We start from the raw sequence: 22,441 nt of genomic DNA on the forward strand, positions 1-22,441 counted from the left end.
GGAATACTGCTTGGCCATCCGGACATCATCTGTACGGGTACAGAGTCGGAAAACAAACGTTTCTGCGGCATGGCAATAGAAGTATACTCTACAATACAACAGGCGTTGTGATGTCATTATATTGTTGGACAAGGAAAGCGAGGTGTCGCCAGTAGATTTTTTATGGTTCGAGCGGTGGGGTGTTTATGCACTGATTGGAGGTTATTTGGTGTGGGCTTACTGGACCCGTAAACCAACCAAAGCGAAGGTGCTCCCTTTATGGGGGCTGTTGATTGGAAGTGTGGTTATCCAGGCTGCTGCTGCTTCGCTTCTATGGTTCGTTCTTCTGTTTTACCGAGGCCGTACTATGGAGCTTGACCGCAGTTACGTTGGTTGAGGCCATCCTTGCCCTTTACCGAAAACAGCATGTTAAATGGGTGACGTTATTCATTCTCGTGCTTGTGTGTGTGTCTCTGCTCATATTGTTACTAAGGGCTATGTAGAATCTTCTCCAAGAGATTCGCGGCTCCTCCAGATGTTGCCGGGGAGCAGTAAGAAAGGATGATTGAATTGCAATATCTCTTCGATGTCCATCCAGACCATCCTCATGTGCGGCAATTGTGCATGGCTGACCCTCTGCTCGGAGAGTTGGTCCAACGGATCGGTCACATCCAGGTCCCCTATGAGCCGGATGGCTTCACCTACATAACGAGAACGTTGATTGGTCAACAGCTTTCGATTAAAGCTGCCAGAACCATCTTTCTCAGAGTAGAACAAGTTTGCGGCACAATTACAGCTGACGCTATCCTAGCTGCAGCAGAAGAGAGCTTGCGCTCAGCGGGATTATCGCGGAATAAGCTAGGCTATATTCGAAACGCTGCGGAACAAACGAAGTTGGGAGCGCTTCATTTTCCATCGTTAGCCGATCTGGATGATGATGAGGTCGTTCGTCAGTTGACCCTGGTGAAGGGAATCGGTCGGTGGACCGCGGAGATGTTCCTCATTTTTCACTTGGGAAGACAAGATGTCCTATCTTTCGGCGATCACGGCCTTAAACGTGCTTCGGAATGGTTGTATGCAGCTGAAGCAAGCGAAGGCCGCTCTCCATTGCACCGGAAACAAGCAGAGTGGAGGCCTTATTCTACGATTGCATCCTTATATCTGTGGGAAGCTATTAACGCTGGCTTAGTGCAATCCGGGCCGTTTATAACGCAATTTAAAAAAATACTCCATGACCAGACACCGACTATTAAAAAGTGATGGAGGTTTTATTGTTGAACAGTTCATTTGGCGATAACTTCAATTCCGAGATACAACCCTTTCAAATCCATGTTTCTCAGGACATCTTGGATGACTTGCAGAACCGATTGGCTAAGACGAGATGGCCCGATCAAGCAGAGAATGCGGGCTGGAGGATGGGGAGTAATCTTGATTATTTGAAAGACTTTGTAGAGTATTGGCAATATCAATACGATTGGAGAAAGAATGAAGAGGAACTGAATGCATATAACCATTTTACAACCGAAATCGAGGGCACGAAACTGCACTTTATTCATGAGGCAAGCTCAAATCCGGATGCAATCCCCATCCTGCTGATACATGGTTGGCCGGATTCATTTTACCGATACCATAAAGTGATTCCAATGTTAAAAGAAAATTTTCACGTCGTTGTTCCTTCGATTCCAGGTACGGGATTTTCCGAGCGGAATTCTCTGCCCTTTGATCAAATCGCAGATCTGTTCGCCACCTTAATGACTGCTAAACTCGGATACACCCAGTTTATCTCTGCTGGCGGCGATATGGGCTCAATCGTGAGTTTGTCTTTAGCCAATCGTCACCCAGAGGCTCTTCTAGGTATGCACTTGACGGATGTCGGTTATCCCGACCACAACACGGATTTTGCGAGTCTGACTCCTCCGGAACAGGAATTTGCGGCTTTTATTCAGGGATGGTGGATGAAGGAAGGCGCATTCAATATGATCCAATCCACGAAACCACAAAGTTTGTCCTATGGGTTTAATGACTCGCCCGTTGGTTTGGCGGCATGGATTATGGGCAGTATTACGATGTCCTCGACGAGGGAGGAGATTGAAGAACGGTTTAGCCGTGACGAGCTCCTGACTAATATTATGATCTATTGGGTAACCGAGACGGTTGGCTCTTCCATGCGGATTTATTATGCAGAATCGCAGGCAGCATATTGTAAAGAATCATACGGGAAAAGTGAAGTTCCAGCAGGTGTGGCACACTGTCCATGGGATGCTCCTCTTCCGAAGGAATGGGCGGCACGGAAAACAAACCTTATTCATTTTTCAGATTTAGAAAAGGGCGGTCATTATACAGCCTGGGAGGCTCCGGAAGTCTGGGTCAAGGATTTCCGCGATTTTGTACAGAGATTGACTTCGATGCAAGTACGGATATATTAGACAGCGAAAGCCCCTTTGGGGGCTTTTCCCTTTTATAGATTCCATAAATTTGAATAATGAAGAGCTAAGTACATCAGTTGGGAAGAAGCCTTCATTAGGATAATGTTACATATTCCCTTAAGAAGTGGCAGAACAGAATGAGCGAATTTATTTTCACTATTTACAAACCGATGGTCGGTATTTATAATGAATTCATAAATTGGATTGTTGAGAGGTTGTCATTCTTCGGATGATTCCTAATGGAGGAGGTTTACTAAACCATATGGAACCACTAATCGTTCTTATTGGTGTCACCATGGTCATTTTCGTGGCGGGTGCTGCGGGGGTGAAGCGACTGCGTCCTTGGCCAGTTGCACTTCGGGGCGGAGTCGCAGCCATGTTTATGTTAACAGGCACGGTTCATTTCGTATGGATGCGGGAAGAGCTCATCAGCATGGTGCCGACTTTTCTGCCCAATCCCGGGTTTATCGTGACACTTACCGGATTGCTGGAGTGGGCAGGAGCTATAGGTGTTCTATGGCTGCCGACTGTACCCTGGGCCGCTGGGGGACTCTCGCTTCTGCTGCTTATCATGTTCCCTGCAAATATTCACTACGCCCTCTCAGGCCTCGCAACCAAACCGGAAGATGCAATATTTCCACGCACTCTGATGCAAATCGTCTTCCTGTCCGCGAGCCTTACTATCATGCTCTACTATTCCCGCCAACGATCAGTACGGCGGCGAAGCCTCAATGAAACCAACAACACTCCAAAGTCCGTTCACAACTGAGTTCTACCATTCCCGTATTGGGTCAACAGCCCCGTAATATCAACCTTTGCAACAGGATATCATGAAGACTTCGAGTGGTGGATGGCTGTCTCGATATAAGCTTTCAAAGCCTTGATGAACGTGCGCATGGCGTATCCGACATATCTATCGCTACGGTAGATCAGACAAATGTCCTGAGAAGGCGTAGGATTCTTCAGGTGCACGACTTTTATATCTGGATGTTGAAGATTATCCAGTAGAAGCCGAGGCAGCACACAAGCGCCAACTCCGCTCTGTACCATCTGGATGAGGGAGGACAACGTTGTTGTCACCATATGCGGCTGCAGAGTAAACCCGTTGTTTATGCAAAAGCCATCGATCAGCTTGCGGCATTGATGGTCGGGTGGGAACATAACCATCTTCAAGGTATGCAGCCTGTTCAAGGCAATGAAGTTCTCTGTGGCAAGAGGATCATGCCTGCTTACCGCCAGTGAAAACTCCTCATGGAACAAGGGGATTGACGTGAGACGTTCATCCACAACGGGGCCGATGGTTACGCCGACATCGATGCTCCGATCCAGAACCTGTTCTGTTACTTTTGTCGTTTCCAGAAGAGACAGCGAGATGGTCGGGTAGGTCTGATGGAAGTTCAGCAGCAAGGCATTAAACATGAGATCCGCATCGCCGGGCAAGACGCCGATGGATAGCGATCCGCCTTGCATCTGCTTCAGGTCAGCAATGGCGTCGCTCGCTTGCTGCAGATGCGTGAACACAGCTGCACCATGCTCACGAAGAATCGCTCCGGCATCTGTAAGGACAATGGTTTTGCCCACGCGATCGAACAACAGAACCCCTAATTCTTCTTCCAATCTCCTTATTTGCTGGCTGATGTTGGGTGCGCTGACTCCCATTTTATCAGCCGCTCTCGTGAAGTGAAGCTCCTCGCATATGGCCATAAAATACTGTAGCTGCTTTAACTCCATAACTCACACCTGCTTTCCATGACATCGCTGGATACATGTTCAATGCTTATTGTTACGCCATCTTCCTGATCCTGTCAACGATTTATCGTTAACTTATACTTAACGTTCCGGTAATGTCGACTGCATTGATGAAGTGTTGCATGGGACCTATACTGGGGACATATCAAGCGGTTCCCATAACAAAGGAGGAAACGAATATGTCTGGAATGATCATCAGCACTGCAAAAATAGTACGCCAAGTGGTGCTGCAGCAGGTGCAAACGATCCCCGAGGAGTTGTTCGACATCCAAGCGGCAGGGTTTAACAATACAATTCGTTGGAATGTCGGTCATATCATTTATTGGATGGATCAGTATTCTATCCTAAGCCTCGGCTTTCCATCGGTTATACCGGACTCATATGTTACGCTGTTTAGCTCTGGAACCAAGCCCTCGGATTGGACGTCTGCTCCTCCATCGAAGGAGGAACTGGTCGAGATGTTGAAGGCACAGCTTTCCCGACTATCTGAATTGACCCCTGAATTGCTGGAGAAGGAGCTTTCAACACCATATGCCTTTGGACCGTTTGAATTCAACACCGCCGGCGAGCTGTTTAACTTCGCCCTGATTCATGAATCTATTCACCTGGGAACGATATCGAGTCAGCTAAAGGTGGTTTCGTGCTAATTAAAGTTTGAATGCCGAGAGATAAAAGACGTAAGGAAAACTTGAGACTCAATTAATCGACGAATAACCATAATGAGGAGGGTAGTCATGGAAAAATCCCTAGACGCAGTCACATCTCGAACCAGCGAATGTTTTGATGCCTTCAGGCAGGCTTTAGAAACAGGGAATACCGAGAATTTTCTGAAGAAGGTTGCAGAAGGTTTTCATTTCTTCGTCCCGCTTCCGCTGGAGGGATGGAATCACAAGCAGCAAGGCAAAGAGCGGTTCGAGGAATTGATCAGATTCGAGCGCTCGGTGTTTCAGATGTTGCTCACTCCGCTCCTCTTGCTTGAGGATCAAGATCACGGAATGGTGGTATTTCGCTCGGAAGGTCCCCTCAATGGGAGGCCTTTCTCCAACGAACTTACGGTTATCTTCGAGTTCGAGGGAGAGCGGATCCGCTCTTTCCGCGAATATGTAGGCATGCCGTTGAAGAACTACGAGAACCCGTAAAGCGATACGAGAAAAGTATGCTCGAACTTTATGAAGTAGTATGACAGACCGTTGTCATATTACTTTTTTTATTATAACAACAGATACAACAACCAAATTCATTGCACGTCAAAAGGAGACGATACGAATGACAAGTCATCCAGTAGAAATGTTCGACTATCACGCATGGGCTATTCAAACCCTCTTGGGAAGAATCAAGGAACTGCCGTCCTCGGTGCTGCAGCAAGAAGTAAACACCTCGTTTTCCACCATTGGCGAAGTGTTCGCGCATGTCTATGCGCTCGACAAGTGCTGGCTTCAGGTTCTGAGTGGAACCAGTATGCCCCAAGCGCTGGAAGCCTGCCTTCCGCTGCAACAAGAAATCCTTGGGTACGTTGTCGATGAATTCGCAATTGCCTTTCGTGAGTTAGCCGAAGAATACAGAGCATGGTTCCGAAGCCAAAACGACTTGGAGCAAAGCATTGTGCTCGACAATCCCTACGCCGGAACGCGCAGCACGCGATTATCGGAAATTGTGCTTCAAGCGGTCAACCACGGCACCTACCACCGGGGCAATATTTCAACTATGCTGCGTCAGCTGGGCCATGCGTCTATCATGAACGATTATTCTCTTTACTGGTACCGGCAGCCTGCGAGATCTCATGAAGTAGAGGAGTCCGCTAAATAAGCTAACAAATGAAAGAATAAGAGGTTATTTATCATTGGAGGAACTATATGTTTAACGTCATGCAGAATTTAAATTGGATTTTGATCGTGCTCGCTACATTGTCTCTTTCTTTGCTGGGCGGCGTTTGGTTTACTGTTCTATTTGGGAAGGCGTATGCTCTGGCATTAGGCAAGGAGGGTTCGTCAAAAGTAAAACCGGCTCCTATTTATATTCTGGGACCCTTGATATGTGGACTGGTAACTACTATCGCAATGGCGATTCTGATCTATGCTTTCGAGATCGAATCTTATGTTGACGCTATTGTTTTTGGTGGAATCGTTGGACTAGGCTTATTAGCCTCAACCACCATCAATACGGGGATAAATCCTAACATCCCACGGCCGCTTGTATACGGACTTGTCAGCGGAAGCTATTTTTTGCTCTCAGGATTGCTTGCTAGTATTATTCTTGTAGCTATGAAATAATCGATGCCAAGCAGCTATGCTTTTGTAGAAAAAATCTTCTCTTCGGACGATCATGAAATAGTATATAATCGACTTGATTCGAGAAGGGAGAGGTATCCATGAAGAGCGAGACAGTCGTGTTCAAAGGCTCCAAACATTTCGTGCTGAATGATGTTGCTGAGGGCGTATTTGCAGTGATTTCAGTTCCCGGTACGGGCTCATTAGGCAATGCAGCAATCATTGATCTGGGTGATTCTACGCTAGTTGTGGACACATTCACGACAATAGAGGCTGCCGAGGATTTGCAGGCAGCCGCAGAGTTTCTCACGGGAAGAACAGCTTCCTACGTAATCAACACGCATTGGCATAGTGACCATACGTTTGGCAATCAAGTGTTTGCCTCTACGGCTCAAATCATATCTACGTCAACCACTCGTATGATCATGGATAGTTTTGCGAGAAAGAGGTTGGAACAACAGCAGGCAAATCCCGAAGCGATTTACCAGGCAATCGATGAGCTCGAAGTGAAAATACAACAAGAATTAGACGGCAAGTTAAAAAAGGAAATGGAATGGGACAATGCGACGGATCGTGAATTTATAAAAATGCTTCCGGATCTGGTATATTCACTGCCTACCTTAACGTTTGATCATCAAATAACCATTCACGGCAGTCGTCGCAGCGTTGAAGTCCTAACCTATGGCGGCGGTCACACGCAAAGCGATGCCTTCGTTTACATTCCGGAAGACAAAATTGCCGTAACCGGCGATCTGGTGTTATCTAAACATCACCCATACATGACATATGCTAATCCTCAGGAATGGCTGAATATTTTGGAGAAACTCGAACAACTAGGCATAGAAACCATCATTCCGGGGCATGGGGAAGTAAGCTCCTTGAAGGAACTGCATGAAGTCAAAGGCTACATAACGGATATACTGAACATCGTGACAGATGCTAATCATAACAAGGAAAGCATCGATAGGATTTCCGTACCTGAAGCCTATCAGGACTGGTACTTTACTGGATATTTTAAAACCAACTTGAAAGCTGTAGAAGACAAAATAAAGTTGGGATAACGTATGCTATGCTAACGTCCTGAAGGACGGTAAGAATTAGTGATTTGTATTGTAGAAGAGGAAACCCGGAAATAACGAAATCCCTCGTTTTAAGAGACCCATGTTGTAAAAGAAAGCATCGAGCCCCCAGGTTCGATGCTTTCTTTTTTATTACCCATTACGCGATCTGTACTTACCGACAATCGGCACAGAAAATGAAACAAAGCAGAGTGTTCGATGGGGTGTCCGGCCATTCGTCCATGATGCTCACGTTGCTGCTCAGCAACTCCAGCCGAACAAGCAGCAACCAACTACCGTTGCCACTATTAGTAGCATCTTCGTTGCTTCAGCATTGTTTTCATTGTCAACCAAAAATAATAGTTTTTATGTTTACAATTAGAAACTTGCACATTATAATTCAATTCATTAGACGTCGACGCTAATCAAATATCTTGTTATTGGTTCCCGATGGAGGTTACTACTTTGAAAACAAAAGAACTCGTATATGCTGCATTATTCGCTGCATTCATTGCGGTATTGGGTTTGATTCCGCCACTTCCTCTAGCTTTCATACCTGTTCCGATCACGGCACAGACTCTGGGCGTCATGCTGGCAGGATGCTTCCTGGGCAAACGCATGGCAGCGTTCAGTCTCATCATCTTCATCATTCTGGCAGCGATTGGTCTGCCTGTATTGGCAGGTGGTCGCGGCGGTCTCGCCGTTCTGGTTGGGCCCTCTGCAGGATACATATTTAGCTGGTCGATCGCAGCCTTTTGTATTGGGTGGGCTTCGGAGAAGCTATGGCCGCAAGTCAAGACATGGAAGCTGCTCCTCATCAATATCGTGTTTGGCGTGATTCTCGTGAGCCTGATCGGTGCTCCGGTTATGGCACTGATTACGAATACGTCCATCTGGGCAGGACTGCTTGGTGCCGTATCATATCTTCCGGGAGACTTGATCAAAGCCATTATTGCAGCCATCGTTGCCATGCAGCTTAAAGCCATCAGTCCGATCGAAGAAAAGATGCACAATTCCTGACTCTATACGACGCTGCTAGAAGCGGAAATGCGAAGGAAAATCTGTCATATAGGTGTGATAACAAATGAATCTGATACAGCCCATCCTAAACCGCGCGGTAGAGACACCCGGCCGAATCGCCATCTCTAGCGGTCGGAAACAGCTTACCTATGCGAGCCTCATGGAGCGGGTCAAACGCATTGCACAAGGGCTCCGGCAGTCTGGCTATGTGCATGACAAGATGGCTATGCTGTCCGCGAACCGTATCGAGTTTGTCGAGGTATTTCTGGGTGCGGTGTATGCAGGATGCGTGCCTGTGCTGCTTGACCCGAAATGGAGTGTTGCCGAATTGCAAAGGGTGATCCAGCAGTGCAAGCCTCGGGTCATCGTTGGTGAGAGACGTTATGTGGAAAAAATAAACGAACAGCACGCTGCCATTCCGTGTTTAACTTTTGCTGAACATGAACACCCGGGAACCTACGATACATGGCTGTCGTCATTTCAGCCAGCAGGAGATGCGGATCAAACTAACGAGTTGCTGTTTATCGGCTATACTTCAGGAACAACCGGTCGTCCCAGGGGTTATATGCGCACCCATGTCTCCTGGCTTCGAAGCTTTGAAGCAACGGGCGAGGCCTTCCAATTAGACCGGATGGAGCAGGTGCTTGCTCCAGGTCCGTTTGTGCATTCCTTGTCCCTATTTGCTCTTATGCAGTCGCTCTACAGCGGGGCGACCTTTCATATTCTGGAGCAGTTTGCTGCCCGTGAGGTCCTGAACCTGTGCTCCAAAGTACCCGATATGACTTTATTTGTCGTACCAACGATGATTGATTCCTTGTTACAATACGCTGCAGTGGATTCGGGCAAAGTATCCATTCAGGCGATGATCAGTTCAGGAGGTGCATGGTCCGAGTCATCCAAACAACGGTGTCGCGAGATGTTTCCCGATACCCAATTGTATGAATATTATGGCTCTTCGGAAGCGAGTTATATCAGTTACATAGATGTAGGCAAAGAAGACAAGCCCGGTTCTCTCGGAAGACCGTTTGACGGTGTGCAGATATCGATTCGAGACGAGTTTTTTCGGGAGGTGCCTGTGGGTGAGATCGGCCAGTTGTACATTCGCAGCGAGATGATGTTCACGGGTTACTATCAGCTTCATGAAGATACAATTGATGTTTTTCGCGATGGCTGGCTTCAGACAGGCGACTACGTGTATGTCGATCTGAACAACGATCTTTATCTCGCAGGACGTTCCCAGAATATGATTAAAAGTGGCGGCTTGAAGGTATTCCCGGAAGAAGTGGAGGCTGTGCTTGGGCGTATTCCGTCCGTACAGGAGGTTATGGTATTCGGCAAACCGAATGATCGATGGGGGGAGCAGGTAACCGCTCTGATTCAGTGGCAGGCTGGGGAGCGCCAGTGGACACTGGATGAGGTCAAGCAGTTTTGTCTGAAGTTTCTGGCCAGCTATAAGATACCCAAAGAACTCATCGACATCGATCGGTTCCAGTATACGAGCAGCGGGAAAATTGCCCGCAAAGTGATGAAGGATAATGTGGAAAGGGTGATCCTGTGACAGATGCAGTCATTGTGATGGCAAAACGTACACCGATTGGCCGCATTGGCGGAGCATTAAGCTCGCTGGAGCCGGAGGCTCTGCTGGCACCCCTGATTCGCCACATCTTAGCGGAAACCAACGTTCCGCATCACATGATAGATGATGTGGTGATCGGAAATGTGGTTGGACCGGGCGGTAACATCGGCCGCGTGGCCGCCCTTGAGGCCGGTCTTCCCGTCACGGTGCCCGGCGTAACCATTGACCGTCAATGCGGTTCGGGGCTGGAGGCCATCAATATGGCTGCGAGGCTCATTCAGAGCGGTGCAGGCGAGATATATCTGGCTGGAGGTGTGGAGAGCACGAGTCGGGCGCCCTGGAGAATGTTCAAGCCGAAGACGCTGACGGGGACGCCTGAGCTGTATACGCGTGCCCGTTTTACGCCGAGCGCTTATGGTGATCCGGACATGGGGGTGGCCGCAGAAAACGTGGCCCATGCCTACGGGATATCCAGAGCAGCGCAGGATCGTTATGCGCTGGACAGTCATGAAAAGGCTGTTCGCTCCCGGCAAACCGGGCGATTCCAGCAGGAGATCATTCCACTTGAAGTACAGGGGTGCTTGGTAGATACAGATGAATGTCCGAGAGCGGATACAAGTCTCGAAAAGCTGCAGCGGCTGAAGCCTGTGTTTGCCGATAACGGCACCGTGACGGCTGGCAATGCATGCCCCATGAATGATGGGGCGGCACTTGTGCTCATGATGTCCCGAGACAAGTGCAGGGAGCTGAACCTTCGGCCCGTGCTGCGCATCGTGGATGCAAGGGTGGCCGGAGTCGATCCGCATGTGCTGGGCATAGGCCCTGTTCCGGCAATTCGCAGCCTGTTAAGCCGCCAGCAGTTGACGGCGGATGACCTGGACGTCATCGAATTCAACGAGGCCTTCGCTTCCCAGGTGCTTGCATCATTGCAGGAGCTTCAAATCCCCTTGCACAAGGTCAATCCTGGCGGAGGAGCCCTTGCTTTGGGACATCCTTACGGAGCATCCGGTGCAATTCTAATGACGCGTTTATGCGCCGAAATGCAACGGCAGCCATTTCGACGCGGATTGGCTGCGCTTGGAATTGGAGGAGGCATGGGTCTTGCCACTCTGGTGGAGGCAGCCGAATGAACAAGCTTGAATTTGCATATCACCTTACGCCAGAAGCGATTCTTGCGTATGCGCACAGCATTGAAACTCCCTTGCAGAAGATCGATGGGACATGGCTTGCTCCGCCTACGATGCCGGTTACGTTTTGGACCTTAGCCGATGTTCCGTGGCTGGACAAGGAGCGTACGTTCATCCATGGCAGCCAGTCGTTTGCTTATGAGAAACCGCTCTTAGCCGGCGCTCATCTTGACTGTGTGCTGACCCTCACTCGAATGGAACAGAAAACGGGCCACAGTGGAGCGCTCACCTTGTATACCCACTTGCTGGAATGCAGATGCAAGGGAGAGCTGGTTGTGAGTGCAGAGACGGTATTAATATCGCTGGAGGATCACGCATGGAAAAAAAGATAACAATGGAAGCGATCAGGCTGTTCGCTGCTGCTTCCGGGGATGCGGCTGCCTTTCACACCGATCCCGAAGCGGCGAAGGCCGCCGGATTCAAAGGTCCTGTTGCCCATGGCATGTACATCATGGGAATTGCCCATTCCATGTATTTGAGCCAGCACTCGGAGCAATGGATCAAGTCTTCCCGAATGAGGTTTATGAAGCCTGCATGGGCGGATACGGTGGCGCGATTTGATTATGATTGCGCAAACCATGAGATTCAGGTCACCGTGACAGGGGAGAATGGTGAAACGCTGGCGAATGGTTCGTTTTCCGTTGGCGGAAAGGTGGATGATCTTTGAATAAAACGGTTTTGATTACAGGTGCCACAAGAGGGATCGGGCGTTGTCTTGCTCTCCGATTGGCCCGTCACGGCTACCGCGTGGCTGTTAATGGAACCCGGCAGCCAGGCATCGATTGTGTAGTAGAGGACATCCGCCAGCATGGGGGAGAGGCATCGGGTTATTGTGCAGATGTTGCCAACCCTGATGAAGTAACAGCCATGGTCAACGCTATTGTGACGAAATATGGAAGCATCGATGTTTTGATTCATAATGCAGGCAATTTGCGGGACCGCAAATGTTTGGACATGACCGATGAGGAATGGGATACGGTGATTGATGTAAACCTGAATGGCGCCTTTTATTGCATTCGGCGTGTGCTGCCACACATGACTGAACACGGAGGGGACATTGTACTGATGACCTCAACAGCCGGATTGAAAGGTTCCGTGGGGCAAGTGAACTACAGCGCAGCTAAGGCAGGCATGCTCGGCATGGTATGGACGCTGTCAGAGGAACTGCGGCGATACCGTATTCGCATCAATGCGATTGCGCCAGCAGCCCTGACCGATATGACCCGTCCTGTAATCGAGTTTTTGACCGAAAAATATGCCCAGCGCAATGAGCCATTTCCCGAGCACTGGAAGGTGGGTGAAAGTGATGATGTTGCTTGTTTCGTGAAGCTTTTGCTGGAACAGCCCGATACGGATCTTACAGGGGAGACGTTTGGTGTCAATGGCCCTGACGTGACCTTGTGGCAGAAGCCCTCGATCATTCACAAAAGCGGCGATGCAGCAGCCATTTTCGACAGCTGGAGAAACAGGAGAGGAGGCGGGAGATGTTAACGTTGAATCAGGTTCAATTTTATTATCGTAAGGGACAGTCGGTTCTTGATGAGATTAGCTTTGCCGTGAAGAAGAGAGAGTTTCTTGCCATCGTCGGCGGGAATGGTTCCGGTAAATCCACCCTGGCCAAGTTAATGAAGGGCTTGCTGCTGCCGAAGAAGGGCAGCGTCCAATTCAACAAGCTGGACACCACAGAGCCCGAAGTGGCAGCAGATATTCACCGTCGTATCGGCATCGTTTTTCAAAATCCCGATGATCAGTTCATTACAACAACAGTGACGGATGAGATTGTGTTCGGCATGGAGAACCTCCGTATTCCGCGGGATGAAATGCATGCTCGCCTGAATCTGGTTCTGAAGGCTGTTGGATTGGAGAATGAAGCGGAAGCCATGCCGCATCAGTTGTCCGGTGGACAGAAGCAGCGTGCTGCCATTGCAGCCGTCCTTGCCATGCAGCCTGACATGATCATTCTGGATGAGGCGACCTCCATGCTTGATCCAGAGGGAAGACAGCAGATGCTGCTGATCATGCAGGAGCTTCATCGTCAGGGTGTGACGATTGTACACATCACGCATCACATGGATGAGGTCCTGCATGCCGAACGTGTTCTGCTGCTGCATGAAGGACATATTGCGTATGATGGAACGCCGGCAGTACTGTTTGAAACGGTGGCATTGGCCGATTACGGACTTCATGCGCCGTTTGCCGTAAGGCTGCGGCAATCGCTTAGTAAAGCTGGTCCGACAGCTCCATTAATACCGGATTGGAAGGAGTGGACCCGATCGCAATGGTCTATGCGTTGAATCAGGCAAATGTACGCTTCGCGGATCGGGTTGCACTGCGAGATGTGAGCTGCACCCTTGGGGAGGGGAAGTGGATTTCGGTTGTTGGACCGAGCGGTGCCGGAAAGTCTACCTTCGCCCATGTACTGAAGGGGCTGCTTCCGTTATGTGAAGGTGAGTATTTCATTAATCAGAGCCCTGCCCCGAAGGACGCCAAGGGACATAGCAGCGTTATAACCGATATAGGCTTTGTATTCCAGTATCCGGAGCATCAAATATTCGAAAGCACCGTATACAAGGAGCTTGCATTCGCACCTCGTATGCAGGGTTGGTCATCCGTTCGAATCGAAGAGGCTATCGAGCAGATCCTGCCACTGGTGGGTATGGGGAGGGAGCTGCTGCCTTGGGTTCCCCTTCAATTAAGTGGTGGGCAAAAACGGCGGGTGGCTCTTGCCTCGGTGCTGCTCATGAATCCGAGACTGCTCATTCTGGATGAGCCGACGGCTGGCTTGGACCCGGCGGGCAGGTTTGCACTCCTGCGCATGCTGCAGGCATGGCAGCAGGCAGAGAACCGAACGATCGTGTTCATCTCGCATCAGATGGAGGATGTTGCCGAATTTTCGGACGAGGTCATGGTGTTCCATCAGGGGCAACTTCTGGGACATGAGGATACCCATACGCTTTTTTTTGAGCGATCCGACCTTCTGGAGCAAGCAAGACTACCTCTGCCTGAAGCTGTACAGCTTATGAGATTGGTGGAGGAGCTGTCTGGTCGAAGCATCGGAGTGAGCAGCTGCAGAGAGAAGGATATTCTGGACGCGGTGCTGCCGTTCTGGGAAGTTAGAGGGCAATAAATATGCAGAAAAATATACTGTTTGGACAATTCATCGAACAAGATTCCCTGATTCATCGATTGGACCCTCGAACGAAACTGCTTGGCATGGTTCTGATGATGGTTAGTTTTTTGGCACTACGGACTTGGGTCGATTACGCTGCTGCCACAGCTTTTGTTCTGATCGTCATGGGGCTGTCTCATATATCCATATGGATGTATTTGCGGACATTAAGGCCGGTCTGGTTCATTTTAGTGTTTACCTGGACATATAACGCCATTCTTACTCCGGGTACAACGATATTGTGGTCCTGGTCGTTCATATCTTTGACAGCGGAAGGCATCGAGACGGGAACGGTTGTCGTCTGGCGTATCGGCTTGATGATCCTTCTTGCCTCAATCCTTACCCTGACCACCAAGCCGTTGGCATTGGCTCTGGGATTGGAAAAGCTGCTGTCGCCGCTGTCCAGATTACATGTACCCGTTGAACAGATTTCCTTGATGGTGGTGATTGCCATACGCTTTATTCCCACCATTATGGAAGAACTGGAACGCATTATGCTCGCCCAAAAGGCAAGGGGATATGATATCACCGCCCTCAAGCTGCCCAAGCGGCTGCTCGCCTATATTCCCATTGTAGTGCCGCTCTTCATGACGACCATTCAACGCGCGGAGCAGTTATCGCTGGCCATAGACGCCAGAGCTTATGGTAACGGGAAGGGCAGGAGCTCTTACCGAGTATTGAGATTGACGACTACGGACTTTAGGGCAGGAGGATGCACGATCGGTTTCATCTTCGTGCTGCTTCTGCTCTCAGGAGGATAATAGATATGGAATGGAGCACACGTCTTACGGATCTTCTGAACATTCAGTATCCTATCATTCAAGGGGGATTGGCTTACCTTGGCTATGCCGATCTGGCAGCAGCCGTATCCAATGCCGGCGGACTTGGGCAGATTACGGCTATGAGTCTTCCTGATGCGAATTCCCTGCGCTGCGAAATTCAGCGGATTCATGCCTTAACGGACAAGCCGTTCGGGGTCAATCTTGCTCTGGGCATGCAGCGAGCGGATCTTGCAGACCGTCTGCAGGTCATCAAGGAAGAGAACGTTTCGGTGGTATCCATTACAGGAGGCAACCCGACTGACATGCTGAATGAGCTGCGGAGAACGGATATAATCACACTGGTGCTTGTCTCATCACGCAGACAGGCGCAAAAAGCGGAGGCGCTTGGCGCATCCGCAGTCATTGTTGTGGGCAATGAAGGTGGAGGGCATCTTGGACGCGACGGAGTGGGCACCATGGTACTGGTGCCCAGCATTGCGGATGCGGTGCAAATCCCCGTCATTGCTTCAGGTGGAATTGGAGACGGCCGAGGCTGGATGGCTGCTCAGGCTCTGGGCGCGGAAGGAATCGTCATGGGTACTCGTTTTATTGCCACACAGGAATGCGTGCATGCCTCTGAATCCTATAAACGAGCGCTGGTCAGCAGCTCAGAGACGGACACAACGATCATTAAAGCGTCCATCGGTTCTCCGGGGAGGGTGCTGCGCAATGCTTTTGCCCAGCATATTGTTGAGACCGAGCAAAGGACACCCGGTTATGAGCAGATCCAACACTTGATTCGCGGTCAGGTAAACCGACGCTGGATTCACGACGGTTATGAAGAGGAGGGGTTCGGCTGGGCTGGGCAGGTGACTGGATTGATTGAAGATATCCCTACCGTTTCCGAACTGATCAACCGAATGATTGCGGAGGCAGGGCGCATCCGTCATGCGTGGGGAAGTTCTTAACACTTCGTTTGAAAGTTTGCTTTTCCTTCCAGGATAGTGTTCAAAAATTTCTTTGACTTTCTTAATCGCTTCTGGATATCTTCGATTTCTTTGATTTTTTGTTCAACGATCATTTTCTTATCCTCGTATGCCAAGTCAATTTGTTGATTAACTAGCGTACTTAATTCTTCTATAGAAAAGTCTACGGACAGGAGCACCTTGACATCATCGAGGAATTCAACGATCTCTTCTGAATAAATACGGTAATTGTTTTCATCTCTTGCAACGAACCTGTCCGGGATCAGGTTTTTGCGTTCATAGAATCTCAATGTTGATATAGGCAGACCTGTTAATTTTGAAACCTCATTTATTTTCATATTGCGGCCCCTTCTCTCTCTTGCTATAAACCTAGGTTTATAGTTCATAATACGATTATGATAACGAACGACATACACCATGTCAAAAAAATGAATGTTATCAAAAGGAGAGATTCGATGTTTAACCATATTCTGAATAACGATTTTGCCAATGTAGTTAAGGGGCGACGTTCTGTCCGCAAGTATGATGAGAGTATCAAAATATCGAGAGAAGAAATGAGCGAAATGATTACGGAAGCCAGCTTGGCTCCATCCTCCGCAAATATGCAGCCTTGGCGTGTTATCGTGGTTGATACTCCGGAAGGAAAAGAAAAACTAAGACCTCTTGTACGTTTTAATACATTACAAAACGATACTTCCTCGGCCATGTTATTAATTTTTGGCGATACTCAAAGCTATTTGAATGCCGAGGATATTTACAATACAGCTGTGGAGCAAGGGAAAATGCCAGCCGAAGTACGAGATCGTCAGCTGGAAACCATTCTGTCCATGTTTCCGGCACTTCCAAAAGAAGTGAAGGTTGAAGTTGCCAAAGTCGACAGCAGCCTTTTTGCGATGCAGTTCATGTTAATAGCTCGTGCACATGGGTATGATACGAATCCAATGGCGGGCTTCGAAGTTGATCAACTGGCAAAAGCATTTGATCTAGATGAAGAACGCTATGTTCCCGTAATGATGATCTCAATAGGAAAAGCCAAAGAAGAAGGTTATGAATCAGTTCGATTAGGTCCCGATAGAATTACTTTTTGGAAGTAACCTGGCGGTGGAGATGAGGTCACATTTGATTATGGCATAATCGGATGGAGTAAATTTACGTGTTTGGCTGGGGGACAATCAGCGAGTGTTGTATGAAACTTCTAGTATACGGCAATCTTTTGGCTGGTGGAGGACCTTAATGGGTTTCCTTGGCTGCTAGATCCTATTAAAGTTTTGGAGCTTCACCGCCAGTCATAACCCAATAACAAGAAAGGGCACTCGAGTCGAGTGCCCTTCTTGTTGTCTCTAAGCAAAATTAACTTGAAAAAATTAGCACATTTACGAATGCTGTTGGATACCCAACACACCGGGCATATCTGATCGTTGTTGAAATGTGTGAACTATTTCTATAATGGAAGTTGTTTAATAAAAACAACGCGTTGTTGGTTTTTTTCTATGCAAGGAGAACAGAGTGGGTAACATGAACAGAGAGGATAGGAACCTATACGGGTTTGCCTCTTCTGGAATTTAATTATGAAGAGAGTTTTTTTTAATGACTAATTTTTCATTATCGATTCCTACTCCTGTACCGTTTGAACTTATGTTATCGCTAGAGGGTAAGTGTGCAGTAGTTACAGGCGGTAGCCGCGGAATTGGCGAGGCGATTGTCACACGAATGGTTAAGGCTGGTGCCTTCGTTGTGCTGACAGGCAGAGGACAAGAGGCTCTGACACGTGTCGAGGCAAAAATCGCCGCAATGGGAGGAAAGGTTGTTGCCGTTCAGGCAGATTCCAGCAGCGTGGAAGATTCTAAAAAGTGGGTTTTCTCTATTCTCTAATTCTTCAATCCGGCCGCCGTGAATGGACCTTTCACCGTAATTGTTGCAAGAATACGAGCCATCTCTTCAGGAGATTCGGTTCCGTTGCCATTCAGCCACTGCTCAATGACACCGATATGGGCCGAAACCAAATAGGCAATTAAGTACTCGCTGGGAACAAGCAATTTCTCTTGCTTTACCAGAGGGAACTCTTTTCTAACAAACAATGTATTCCACAAGAACTCCTTCATTTTTGTTTGGAAGGATAGGCCACCTTTGGGACCGGATACGGCCCTCATAAACTTTCGGTTCTGATCCAAATACTCAAACATGGAAACCATGACATTAAGGGGCAGCGTTGGGGGTACATTCGAATCTGCATCTACATTAACGTCCGTAACTTTTTGTTTAACGATGTCCCTCATTTTGTCCATAAACTCTTCTTGGCATCGGGCCATTAAATCAAATTTATCCTGATAATGCGCATAGAAGGTTCCGCGATTAATTCTGGCCCTCGTTGTAATATCCTTAACTGTAATGGCTTCGAATCCTTTTTCCTCAATTAAATCAATCAAGGCTTCACGGATGAACTCTTTCGTTCGAATAATTCGCAAATCTTTGCTCGGTTCTCGCATTCTTAAGCCAACTCCTTTTTGAAAAATGTATACACAGACAAATAGTGCCGATACCTGGCACAGGAACGATTCGAACATGGTTGACTGTTACATGATATTATAATAAAAATCGTATAGTTAAACAACACGTTGTTTGATTTTGTGAGAAACGAAGGCTTGTCCTAATCATATAATCCAAAATCAAACCCGCCTTACAAGGCAGGTGCCGTTACCGGGTCAAGTGTCCCCACATAGGAATAAGCAGATAAGAACGGTTTATTACATGTACGAGGATGGTGAGATTCAATGGCACTGAAGCCAATAAAAGCAGGTACGAGATTGACCGGAAGGGTTGTGGTCCCGGGCAGCCCGTCGTACCGTGCGGCCAGAATGGAATACAACAGGCGCATTTCCAAGTTTCCACGGGTCATCGTTTTTTGCAGACGAACACAGGATGTGATCAATGCCGTCAAATGGGCTCGTGAACGGGGCGTACGTCTGCGAGTGCGCAGCGGGCGGCACAGTTATGAAGGATTTTCGACAATCAATGGCGGGATTGTTATCGATGTGAGTGCAATGAATAAGGTGAAGGTGGATCGCAAGAACAGGGTGGCCCACGTGCAGACAGGCAATCCGCTTGCCCGTGTATACAGGAAGCTGTGGGATAAGGGCGTAGCGCTCCCGGCAGGGACGGCACCTGATGTGGGTGTTGCAGGGCTTACCCTGGGAGGCGGGATTGGACTGTTGTCTCGTAAATATGGACTTACCTGCGATAACCTGAAACAGGTGAAGATGGTTGTAGCTTCGGGAAGGTATGGAGCGAAGACGATCATCGCGAATAAGAAAAAAAATTCCGATCTTTTCTGGGCATCAAGAGGTGGCGGGGGAGGCAGCTTCGGCATTGCTACCCGCTATACGTTTCGGGTACGGCCTATCCGGACAGTCTCCATCTACAGCATAACCTGGAAATGGCGCGACCTGGAGAAGGTATTTCCGGCTTGGCAGCGCTGGGCACCTTCGGTCACAAACCGCTTAACCTCAACCATCGAGGTGGCTGCCAAGCAGGTGGGGACGATCGTCTCGACGGGGCAATTGCTTGGCGGTGCAGAGGAGCTACGTCGACTGATCCGACCTTTGCTACAAGTAGGAACTCCGGTGAAAGTGATGGTGCGAACGGTACCTTTTATTGAAGCGACCCAATTTTTTGCCGCTGGAGATCTGAATTTGGAACCGAAGTTTAAAATAACCGGGGCTTTCGGATATAAGCCTCTACCTCCTGAAGGGGTACGGATGATTCGCGATTTCCTCTCGAAAGCACCTAATAAGCATGCTACCGTGTGGTGTCAAAGTTTAGGGGGTGCCGGCAGCGCGGTAAGCAGGGTATCTCCGACTGCAACAGCCTATCCTCATCGGAAGGCAGAAACGGTTTATGAACTGTCGGCGCGGTGGAGGAATGACAAAGAGCAGCAGCGGAATATTCAGTGGGTGAAAAGGTTCCGTAAAGCGTTACGTCCCTATGTAGTAGGAGACTATGTGAACTTCCCGGATCTGGGGATCAAGAATTGGCCGAAGTCGTATTACGGCGTGAACTTTGCTCGTTTGAAGCGTGTGAAACAAAAGTATGATCCGTTAAATGTATTTCGTTTTGCCCAGAGTATTCCGGTGGGGAAGCGATCCGTTCGCAGATTAGACAAAAAGAAAAGTTAGGATATATAGGTTACAAATAAAATTGAAGTAAAAAAATGTAATAACATTGGAGTTTACTCCAATGTTATTTTTTGTATGGAAAAACAATATTCTATTAAAGAGGTTTCACGGCTGCTAATATTCCGAAGGATACGCTTCGGTATTATGACCGTATCGGAGTTGTATCCATCTCGGGAACACAATTCCTACCGTATGTATTCTAAGGAGGACCTCATCGCCAGCATTTATGGGAACATTAATCGATTCATAATACTCACTTAAGATGATAGATAATATCCTTGTTTTCTTATTAATTCAGAAAAATCAGCTTTTAGAGATGAAATAATGAAATAAATATTGACATTTGGTGGGCGTTAATCAGTATAATAGTAGAAAAATATCCATAATCATATAAATATGTAATGAAACCTATCATTGAATTGGATATTTAAAGACGATTGATTTTGATTCAAGGCGGTGATGTTTAAAGAGGGACCTTGAATATACCTCATGCGTTTACACTACATGATATTCATTTATCTTAATGAGGCCAGAATTTGAATCTTAGGAGGCAGAGGATGGAGACCGTAGTCAATTGGCTAAACGGAATTATCTGGAGTAACGCTTTGATTTATCTATGTTTGGCAACAGGCTTGTTTTTTACCATTGCAACCCGATTTTTGCAAGTTAGACACATCAAGGATATGCTCAAACTGATGTTTCAAGGTAAAGGTTCCGAAGCTGGCATATCATCATTTCAGGCGCTGTCAATGGCTCTTGCCGGGAGAATTGGGGTCGGAAATATCGCCGGTGTGGCAACAGCAATCGCATATGGCGGACCAGGAGCTGTATTCTGGATGTGGTTGATTGCATTTCTGGGTGCGGGCTCTGCATTTGTTGAAGCTGCACTCGGTCAGGTCTATAAGACCAAACAAAATGGTCAGTACCGCGGGGGACCAGCATATTACATCGAAAAAGGCTTGAATATGAAGTGGTACGCAGTCCTATTTGCGATTGTAACGGTCATTGCAACGGGGATGCTGCTTCCCGGAGTGCAAGCCAATAGTATTGCAGTAAGTATGGAATCGGCCTTTAACATTAACCCTGCCATCATCGGCGCGGTGCTTGTACTGATTCTGGGTGCGATTATTTTCGGTGGCGTTAAACGCATTGCTATGGTTGCCCAGGTCGCTGTGCCCTTTATGGCCGTTGGTTATATCATTATTGCACTTATTATAGTTATTAGTAATATTAATGAGCTTCCAGCTATGATCAGCCTGATCTTCTCCAGCGCCTTCGGTGCAAATGCCTCTTTCGGTGGAATTTTGGGGGCAGCTATCAGTTGGGGAGTGAAACGGGGCATTTATTCCAATGAAGCGGGACAGGGGACAGCTCCTCATGCAGCGGCGGCCAGTGAAGTGTCACATCCCGCCAAGCAAGGGCTAGTCCAATCGTTCTCGATCTATATCGATACCTTATTCGTCTGTTCAGCTACCGCATTCATGATTCTGATCACCGGAATGTACAATGTAACGCCAGAAGGAGCCGGCGCTATTGTGAATAATCTGGGAGACGTTGGACCGGGGCCTGTGTATACGACACGGGCAGTTGAGACGCTGCTTCCTGGCTTTGGCTCTGCGTTTGTTGCTATTGCGCTATTCTTTTTCGCCTTTACGACGATCATGGCTTATTACTATATGGCGGAGACGAATCTGGCCTACATTAACCAAAAATTCAGACGGGTTTGGATGGAATATGTATTGAAAGCGGCTATTTTGATTGTTACCTTTTATGGCTGCATCAGAACAGCCGACTTGGCATGGGGACTTGGTGATATTGGCGTAGGAAGTATGGCCTGGCTGAATATTATAGCTATACTGTTATTGACTAAGCCGGCGTTGAAAATCCTTCGCGATTACGAGCGGCAGAAGAAGGAGGGCAAGGATCCGGTATTCGATCCTGTCAAGCTGGGGATTAAAAATGCAGACTTTTGGGAGAAGGAATACACTCCAATCGATTCTCCATCACAGCAGCACAAGAACAATTCGGTGCATATGTAAGTGTCTGGTTCATATGATTGGATCAGCAAAAAGATCAGCAAAAAGAAGCTGC

Annotated in this window: 26 protein-coding genes; 23 read left to right on the top strand and 3 right to left on the bottom strand. The window is 48.1% G+C overall.

Annotated features, from left to right (window positions below; genetic code table 11):
* Nucleotides 1-121 precede the first annotated feature (121 nt).
* The 4 genes from M2277_RS07355 to M2277_RS07370 all read left to right on the top strand — a co-directional run bounded on the left by M2277_RS07355 (nucleotide 122) and on the right by M2277_RS07370 (nucleotide 3,174).
* Nucleotides 122-376, top strand: coding sequence for a hypothetical protein (locus tag M2277_RS07355; RefSeq protein WP_280754482.1), 255 nt, complete (start codon nucleotides 122-124; stop codon nucleotides 374-376).
* Between the two features lie 164 nt (nucleotides 377-540).
* Nucleotides 541-1,239 carry a DNA-3-methyladenine glycosylase family protein gene (locus tag M2277_RS07360; RefSeq protein WP_280754483.1) on the top strand — a complete coding sequence of 233 codons (699 nt, stop codon included), beginning with the start codon at nucleotides 541-543 and terminating at the stop codon, nucleotides 1,237-1,239.
* 14 nt (nucleotides 1,240-1,253) lie between these two features.
* Nucleotides 1,254-2,405, top strand: a complete 1,152-nt coding sequence (locus tag M2277_RS07365) for an epoxide hydrolase family protein (RefSeq protein WP_280754484.1) — start codon at nucleotides 1,254-1,256, stop codon at nucleotides 2,403-2,405.
* A gap of 262 nt (nucleotides 2,406-2,667) precedes the next feature.
* Nucleotides 2,668-3,174 (top strand): DoxX family protein, encoded by a 507-nt coding sequence (locus M2277_RS07370; protein ID WP_006210394.1) that lies wholly within the window; start codon nucleotides 2,668-2,670, stop codon nucleotides 3,172-3,174.
* A gap of 59 nt (nucleotides 3,175-3,233) precedes the next feature.
* Here M2277_RS07370 and M2277_RS07375 read toward each other — a convergent pair whose 3' ends face one another.
* Nucleotides 3,234-4,136 (bottom strand): LysR family transcriptional regulator, encoded by a 903-nt coding sequence (locus M2277_RS07375; RefSeq protein WP_036637708.1) that lies wholly within the window; start codon nucleotides 4,134-4,136, stop codon nucleotides 3,234-3,236.
* Between the two features lie 197 nt (nucleotides 4,137-4,333).
* Between M2277_RS07375 and M2277_RS07380 the strand changes: the two genes are divergently transcribed.
* The 15 genes from M2277_RS07380 (at nucleotide 4,334) to M2277_RS07450 (ending at nucleotide 16,160) form a co-directional block, all read left to right on the top strand.
* Complete coding sequence (locus M2277_RS07380; RefSeq protein ID WP_006210391.1) at nucleotides 4,334-4,801, top strand: DinB family protein; 468 nt, start codon at nucleotides 4,334-4,336, stop codon at nucleotides 4,799-4,801.
* Nucleotides 4,802-4,888: 87 nt separating this feature from the next.
* A complete protein-coding gene (locus M2277_RS07385) occupies nucleotides 4,889-5,293 on the top strand; it encodes a nuclear transport factor 2 family protein (RefSeq protein WP_280754485.1) in 405 nt (134 codons plus the stop codon).
* A gap of 127 nt (nucleotides 5,294-5,420) precedes the next feature.
* A complete protein-coding gene (locus tag M2277_RS07390) occupies nucleotides 5,421-5,960 on the top strand; it encodes a DinB family protein (RefSeq protein ID WP_280754486.1) in 540 nt (179 codons plus the stop codon).
* 47 nt (nucleotides 5,961-6,007) lie between these two features.
* Complete coding sequence (locus M2277_RS07395; RefSeq protein WP_280754487.1) at nucleotides 6,008-6,424, top strand: DUF1761 domain-containing protein; 417 nt, start codon at nucleotides 6,008-6,010, stop codon at nucleotides 6,422-6,424.
* A gap of 98 nt (nucleotides 6,425-6,522) precedes the next feature.
* Nucleotides 6,523-7,482 carry an MBL fold metallo-hydrolase gene (locus M2277_RS07400; protein WP_280754488.1) on the top strand — a complete coding sequence of 320 codons (960 nt, stop codon included), beginning with the start codon at nucleotides 6,523-6,525 and terminating at the stop codon, nucleotides 7,480-7,482.
* Between the two features lie 462 nt (nucleotides 7,483-7,944).
* Nucleotides 7,945-8,499, top strand: a complete 555-nt coding sequence (locus M2277_RS07405) for a biotin transporter BioY (protein ID WP_280754489.1) — start codon at nucleotides 7,945-7,947, stop codon at nucleotides 8,497-8,499.
* Nucleotides 8,500-8,563: 64 nt separating this feature from the next.
* Nucleotides 8,564-10,057: an AMP-binding protein gene (locus tag M2277_RS07410; protein ID WP_280754490.1), complete on the top strand. Its 1,494-nt coding sequence runs from the start codon at nucleotides 8,564-8,566 to the stop codon at nucleotides 10,055-10,057.
* Nucleotides 10,054-11,205: a thiolase family protein gene (locus tag M2277_RS07415; RefSeq protein ID WP_280754491.1), complete on the top strand. Its 1,152-nt coding sequence runs from the start codon at nucleotides 10,054-10,056 to the stop codon at nucleotides 11,203-11,205. The genes M2277_RS07410 and M2277_RS07415 overlap by 4 nt, the downstream gene beginning before the upstream one ends.
* Nucleotides 11,202-11,594 carry an FAS1-like dehydratase domain-containing protein gene (locus M2277_RS07420; protein ID WP_006210381.1) on the top strand — a complete coding sequence of 131 codons (393 nt, stop codon included), beginning with the start codon at nucleotides 11,202-11,204 and terminating at the stop codon, nucleotides 11,592-11,594. The genes M2277_RS07415 and M2277_RS07420 overlap by 4 nt, the downstream gene beginning before the upstream one ends.
* Nucleotides 11,579-11,929, top strand: coding sequence for a MaoC family dehydratase (locus tag M2277_RS07425; RefSeq protein ID WP_006210380.1), 351 nt, complete (start codon nucleotides 11,579-11,581; stop codon nucleotides 11,927-11,929). The genes M2277_RS07420 and M2277_RS07425 overlap by 16 nt, the downstream gene beginning before the upstream one ends.
* Nucleotides 11,926-12,753, top strand: a complete 828-nt coding sequence (locus M2277_RS07430) for an SDR family NAD(P)-dependent oxidoreductase (protein WP_280754492.1) — start codon at nucleotides 11,926-11,928, stop codon at nucleotides 12,751-12,753. The genes M2277_RS07425 and M2277_RS07430 overlap by 4 nt, the downstream gene beginning before the upstream one ends.
* Nucleotides 12,747-13,556 carry an energy-coupling factor transporter ATPase gene (locus M2277_RS07435; protein ID WP_006210378.1) on the top strand — a complete coding sequence of 270 codons (810 nt, stop codon included), beginning with the start codon at nucleotides 12,747-12,749 and terminating at the stop codon, nucleotides 13,554-13,556. Before M2277_RS07430 ends, M2277_RS07435 begins: the two co-directional genes overlap by 7 nt.
* Nucleotides 13,541-14,389, top strand: a complete 849-nt coding sequence (locus M2277_RS07440; protein WP_280754493.1) for an ATP-binding cassette domain-containing protein — start codon at nucleotides 13,541-13,543, stop codon at nucleotides 14,387-14,389. The genes M2277_RS07435 and M2277_RS07440 overlap by 16 nt, the downstream gene beginning before the upstream one ends.
* Nucleotides 14,390-14,391: 2 nt before the next feature.
* Entirely contained in the window at nucleotides 14,392-15,192 is an 801-nt protein-coding gene (locus M2277_RS07445; protein WP_280754494.1) for an energy-coupling factor transporter transmembrane component T family protein, read from the top strand.
* Between the two features lie 5 nt (nucleotides 15,193-15,197).
* Nucleotides 15,198-16,160, top strand: coding sequence for an NAD(P)H-dependent flavin oxidoreductase (locus tag M2277_RS07450; RefSeq protein WP_076152830.1), 963 nt, complete (start codon nucleotides 15,198-15,200; stop codon nucleotides 16,158-16,160).
* On the opposite strand, the gene M2277_RS07455 is transcribed toward M2277_RS07450, so the two are convergent.
* Nucleotides 16,157-16,516 (bottom strand): MerR family transcriptional regulator, encoded by a 360-nt coding sequence (locus M2277_RS07455; RefSeq protein WP_148248776.1) that lies wholly within the window; start codon nucleotides 16,514-16,516, stop codon nucleotides 16,157-16,159. The two genes, M2277_RS07450 and M2277_RS07455, sit on opposite strands and share 4 nt — an antisense overlap.
* Before the next feature lie 117 nt (nucleotides 16,517-16,633).
* Between M2277_RS07455 and M2277_RS07460 the strand changes: the two genes are divergently transcribed.
* Together M2277_RS07460 and M2277_RS07465 are read left to right on the top strand one after the other, a co-directional pair.
* Nucleotides 16,634-17,272, top strand: a complete 639-nt coding sequence (locus M2277_RS07460; RefSeq protein ID WP_280754495.1) for a nitroreductase family protein — start codon at nucleotides 16,634-16,636, stop codon at nucleotides 17,270-17,272.
* A 493-nt stretch (nucleotides 17,273-17,765) separates the two neighbouring features.
* Complete coding sequence (locus tag M2277_RS07465; RefSeq protein ID WP_280754496.1) at nucleotides 17,766-18,050, top strand: SDR family NAD(P)-dependent oxidoreductase; 285 nt, start codon at nucleotides 17,766-17,768, stop codon at nucleotides 18,048-18,050.
* Here M2277_RS07465 and M2277_RS07470 read toward each other — a convergent pair.
* A complete protein-coding gene (locus tag M2277_RS07470; protein WP_006210368.1) occupies nucleotides 18,047-18,664 on the bottom strand; it encodes a TetR/AcrR family transcriptional regulator in 618 nt (205 codons plus the stop codon). The genes M2277_RS07465 and M2277_RS07470 overlap by 4 nt on opposite strands.
* Before the next feature lie 285 nt (nucleotides 18,665-18,949).
* Between M2277_RS07470 and M2277_RS07475 the strand changes: the two genes are divergently transcribed.
* Nucleotides 18,950-20,350 (top strand): FAD-binding oxidoreductase, encoded by a 1,401-nt coding sequence (locus M2277_RS07475; protein ID WP_280754497.1) that lies wholly within the window; start codon nucleotides 18,950-18,952, stop codon nucleotides 20,348-20,350.
* A 557-nt stretch (nucleotides 20,351-20,907) separates the two neighbouring features.
* Entirely contained in the window at nucleotides 20,908-22,389 is a 1,482-nt protein-coding gene (locus tag M2277_RS07480; protein WP_036637737.1) for an alanine/glycine:cation symporter family protein, read from the top strand.
* Nucleotides 22,390-22,441: the final 52 nt, after the last annotated feature.

Source organism: Paenibacillus sp. LBL, assembly GCF_029893715.1.
In the GTDB taxonomy this organism is placed as follows: Bacteria; Bacillota; Bacilli; order Paenibacillales; family Paenibacillaceae; genus Paenibacillus_AQ; species Paenibacillus_AQ glucanolyticus.

Excerpts from the sequence above, each read along its gene's own strand:
- M2277_RS07360 (WP_280754483.1), top strand. The coding sequence starts at position 541 with ATGATTGAATTGCAATATCTCTTCGATGTCCATCCAGACCATCCTCAT.
- M2277_RS07450 (WP_076152830.1), top strand. The coding sequence starts at position 15,198 with ATGGAATGGAGCACACGTCTTACGGATCTTCTGAACATTCAGTATCCT.
- M2277_RS07395 (WP_280754487.1), top strand. The coding sequence starts at position 6,008 with ATGTTTAACGTCATGCAGAATTTAAATTGGATTTTGATCGTGCTCGCT.
- M2277_RS07455 (WP_148248776.1), bottom strand. The coding sequence starts at position 16,516 with ATGAAAATAAATGAGGTTTCAAAATTAACAGGTCTGCCTATATCAACA.
- M2277_RS07420 (WP_006210381.1), top strand. The coding sequence starts at position 11,202 with ATGAACAAGCTTGAATTTGCATATCACCTTACGCCAGAAGCGATTCTT.
- M2277_RS07425 (WP_006210380.1), top strand. The coding sequence starts at position 11,579 with ATGGAAAAAAAGATAACAATGGAAGCGATCAGGCTGTTCGCTGCTGCT.
- M2277_RS07440 (WP_280754493.1), top strand. The coding sequence starts at position 13,541 with ATGGTCTATGCGTTGAATCAGGCAAATGTACGCTTCGCGGATCGGGTT.
- M2277_RS07370 (WP_006210394.1), top strand. The coding sequence starts at position 2,668 with ATGGAACCACTAATCGTTCTTATTGGTGTCACCATGGTCATTTTCGTG.
- M2277_RS07445 (WP_280754494.1), top strand. The coding sequence starts at position 14,392 with ATGCAGAAAAATATACTGTTTGGACAATTCATCGAACAAGATTCCCTG.
- M2277_RS07465 (WP_280754496.1), top strand. The coding sequence starts at position 17,766 with ATGACTAATTTTTCATTATCGATTCCTACTCCTGTACCGTTTGAACTT.
- M2277_RS07390 (WP_280754486.1), top strand. The coding sequence starts at position 5,421 with ATGACAAGTCATCCAGTAGAAATGTTCGACTATCACGCATGGGCTATT.
- M2277_RS07400 (WP_280754488.1), top strand. The coding sequence starts at position 6,523 with ATGAAGAGCGAGACAGTCGTGTTCAAAGGCTCCAAACATTTCGTGCTG.
- M2277_RS07470 (WP_006210368.1), bottom strand. The coding sequence starts at position 18,664 with ATGCGAGAACCGAGCAAAGATTTGCGAATTATTCGAACGAAAGAGTTC.
- M2277_RS07475 (WP_280754497.1), top strand. The coding sequence starts at position 18,950 with ATGGCACTGAAGCCAATAAAAGCAGGTACGAGATTGACCGGAAGGGTT.
- M2277_RS07375 (WP_036637708.1), bottom strand. The coding sequence starts at position 4,136 with ATGGAGTTAAAGCAGCTACAGTATTTTATGGCCATATGCGAGGAGCTT.
- M2277_RS07385 (WP_280754485.1), top strand. The coding sequence starts at position 4,889 with ATGGAAAAATCCCTAGACGCAGTCACATCTCGAACCAGCGAATGTTTT.
- M2277_RS07380 (WP_006210391.1), top strand. The coding sequence starts at position 4,334 with ATGTCTGGAATGATCATCAGCACTGCAAAAATAGTACGCCAAGTGGTG.
- M2277_RS07460 (WP_280754495.1), top strand. The coding sequence starts at position 16,634 with ATGTTTAACCATATTCTGAATAACGATTTTGCCAATGTAGTTAAGGGG.
- M2277_RS07480 (WP_036637737.1), top strand. The coding sequence starts at position 20,908 with ATGGAGACCGTAGTCAATTGGCTAAACGGAATTATCTGGAGTAACGCT.
- M2277_RS07435 (WP_006210378.1), top strand. The coding sequence starts at position 12,747 with ATGTTAACGTTGAATCAGGTTCAATTTTATTATCGTAAGGGACAGTCG.
- M2277_RS07410 (WP_280754490.1), top strand. The coding sequence starts at position 8,564 with ATGAATCTGATACAGCCCATCCTAAACCGCGCGGTAGAGACACCCGGC.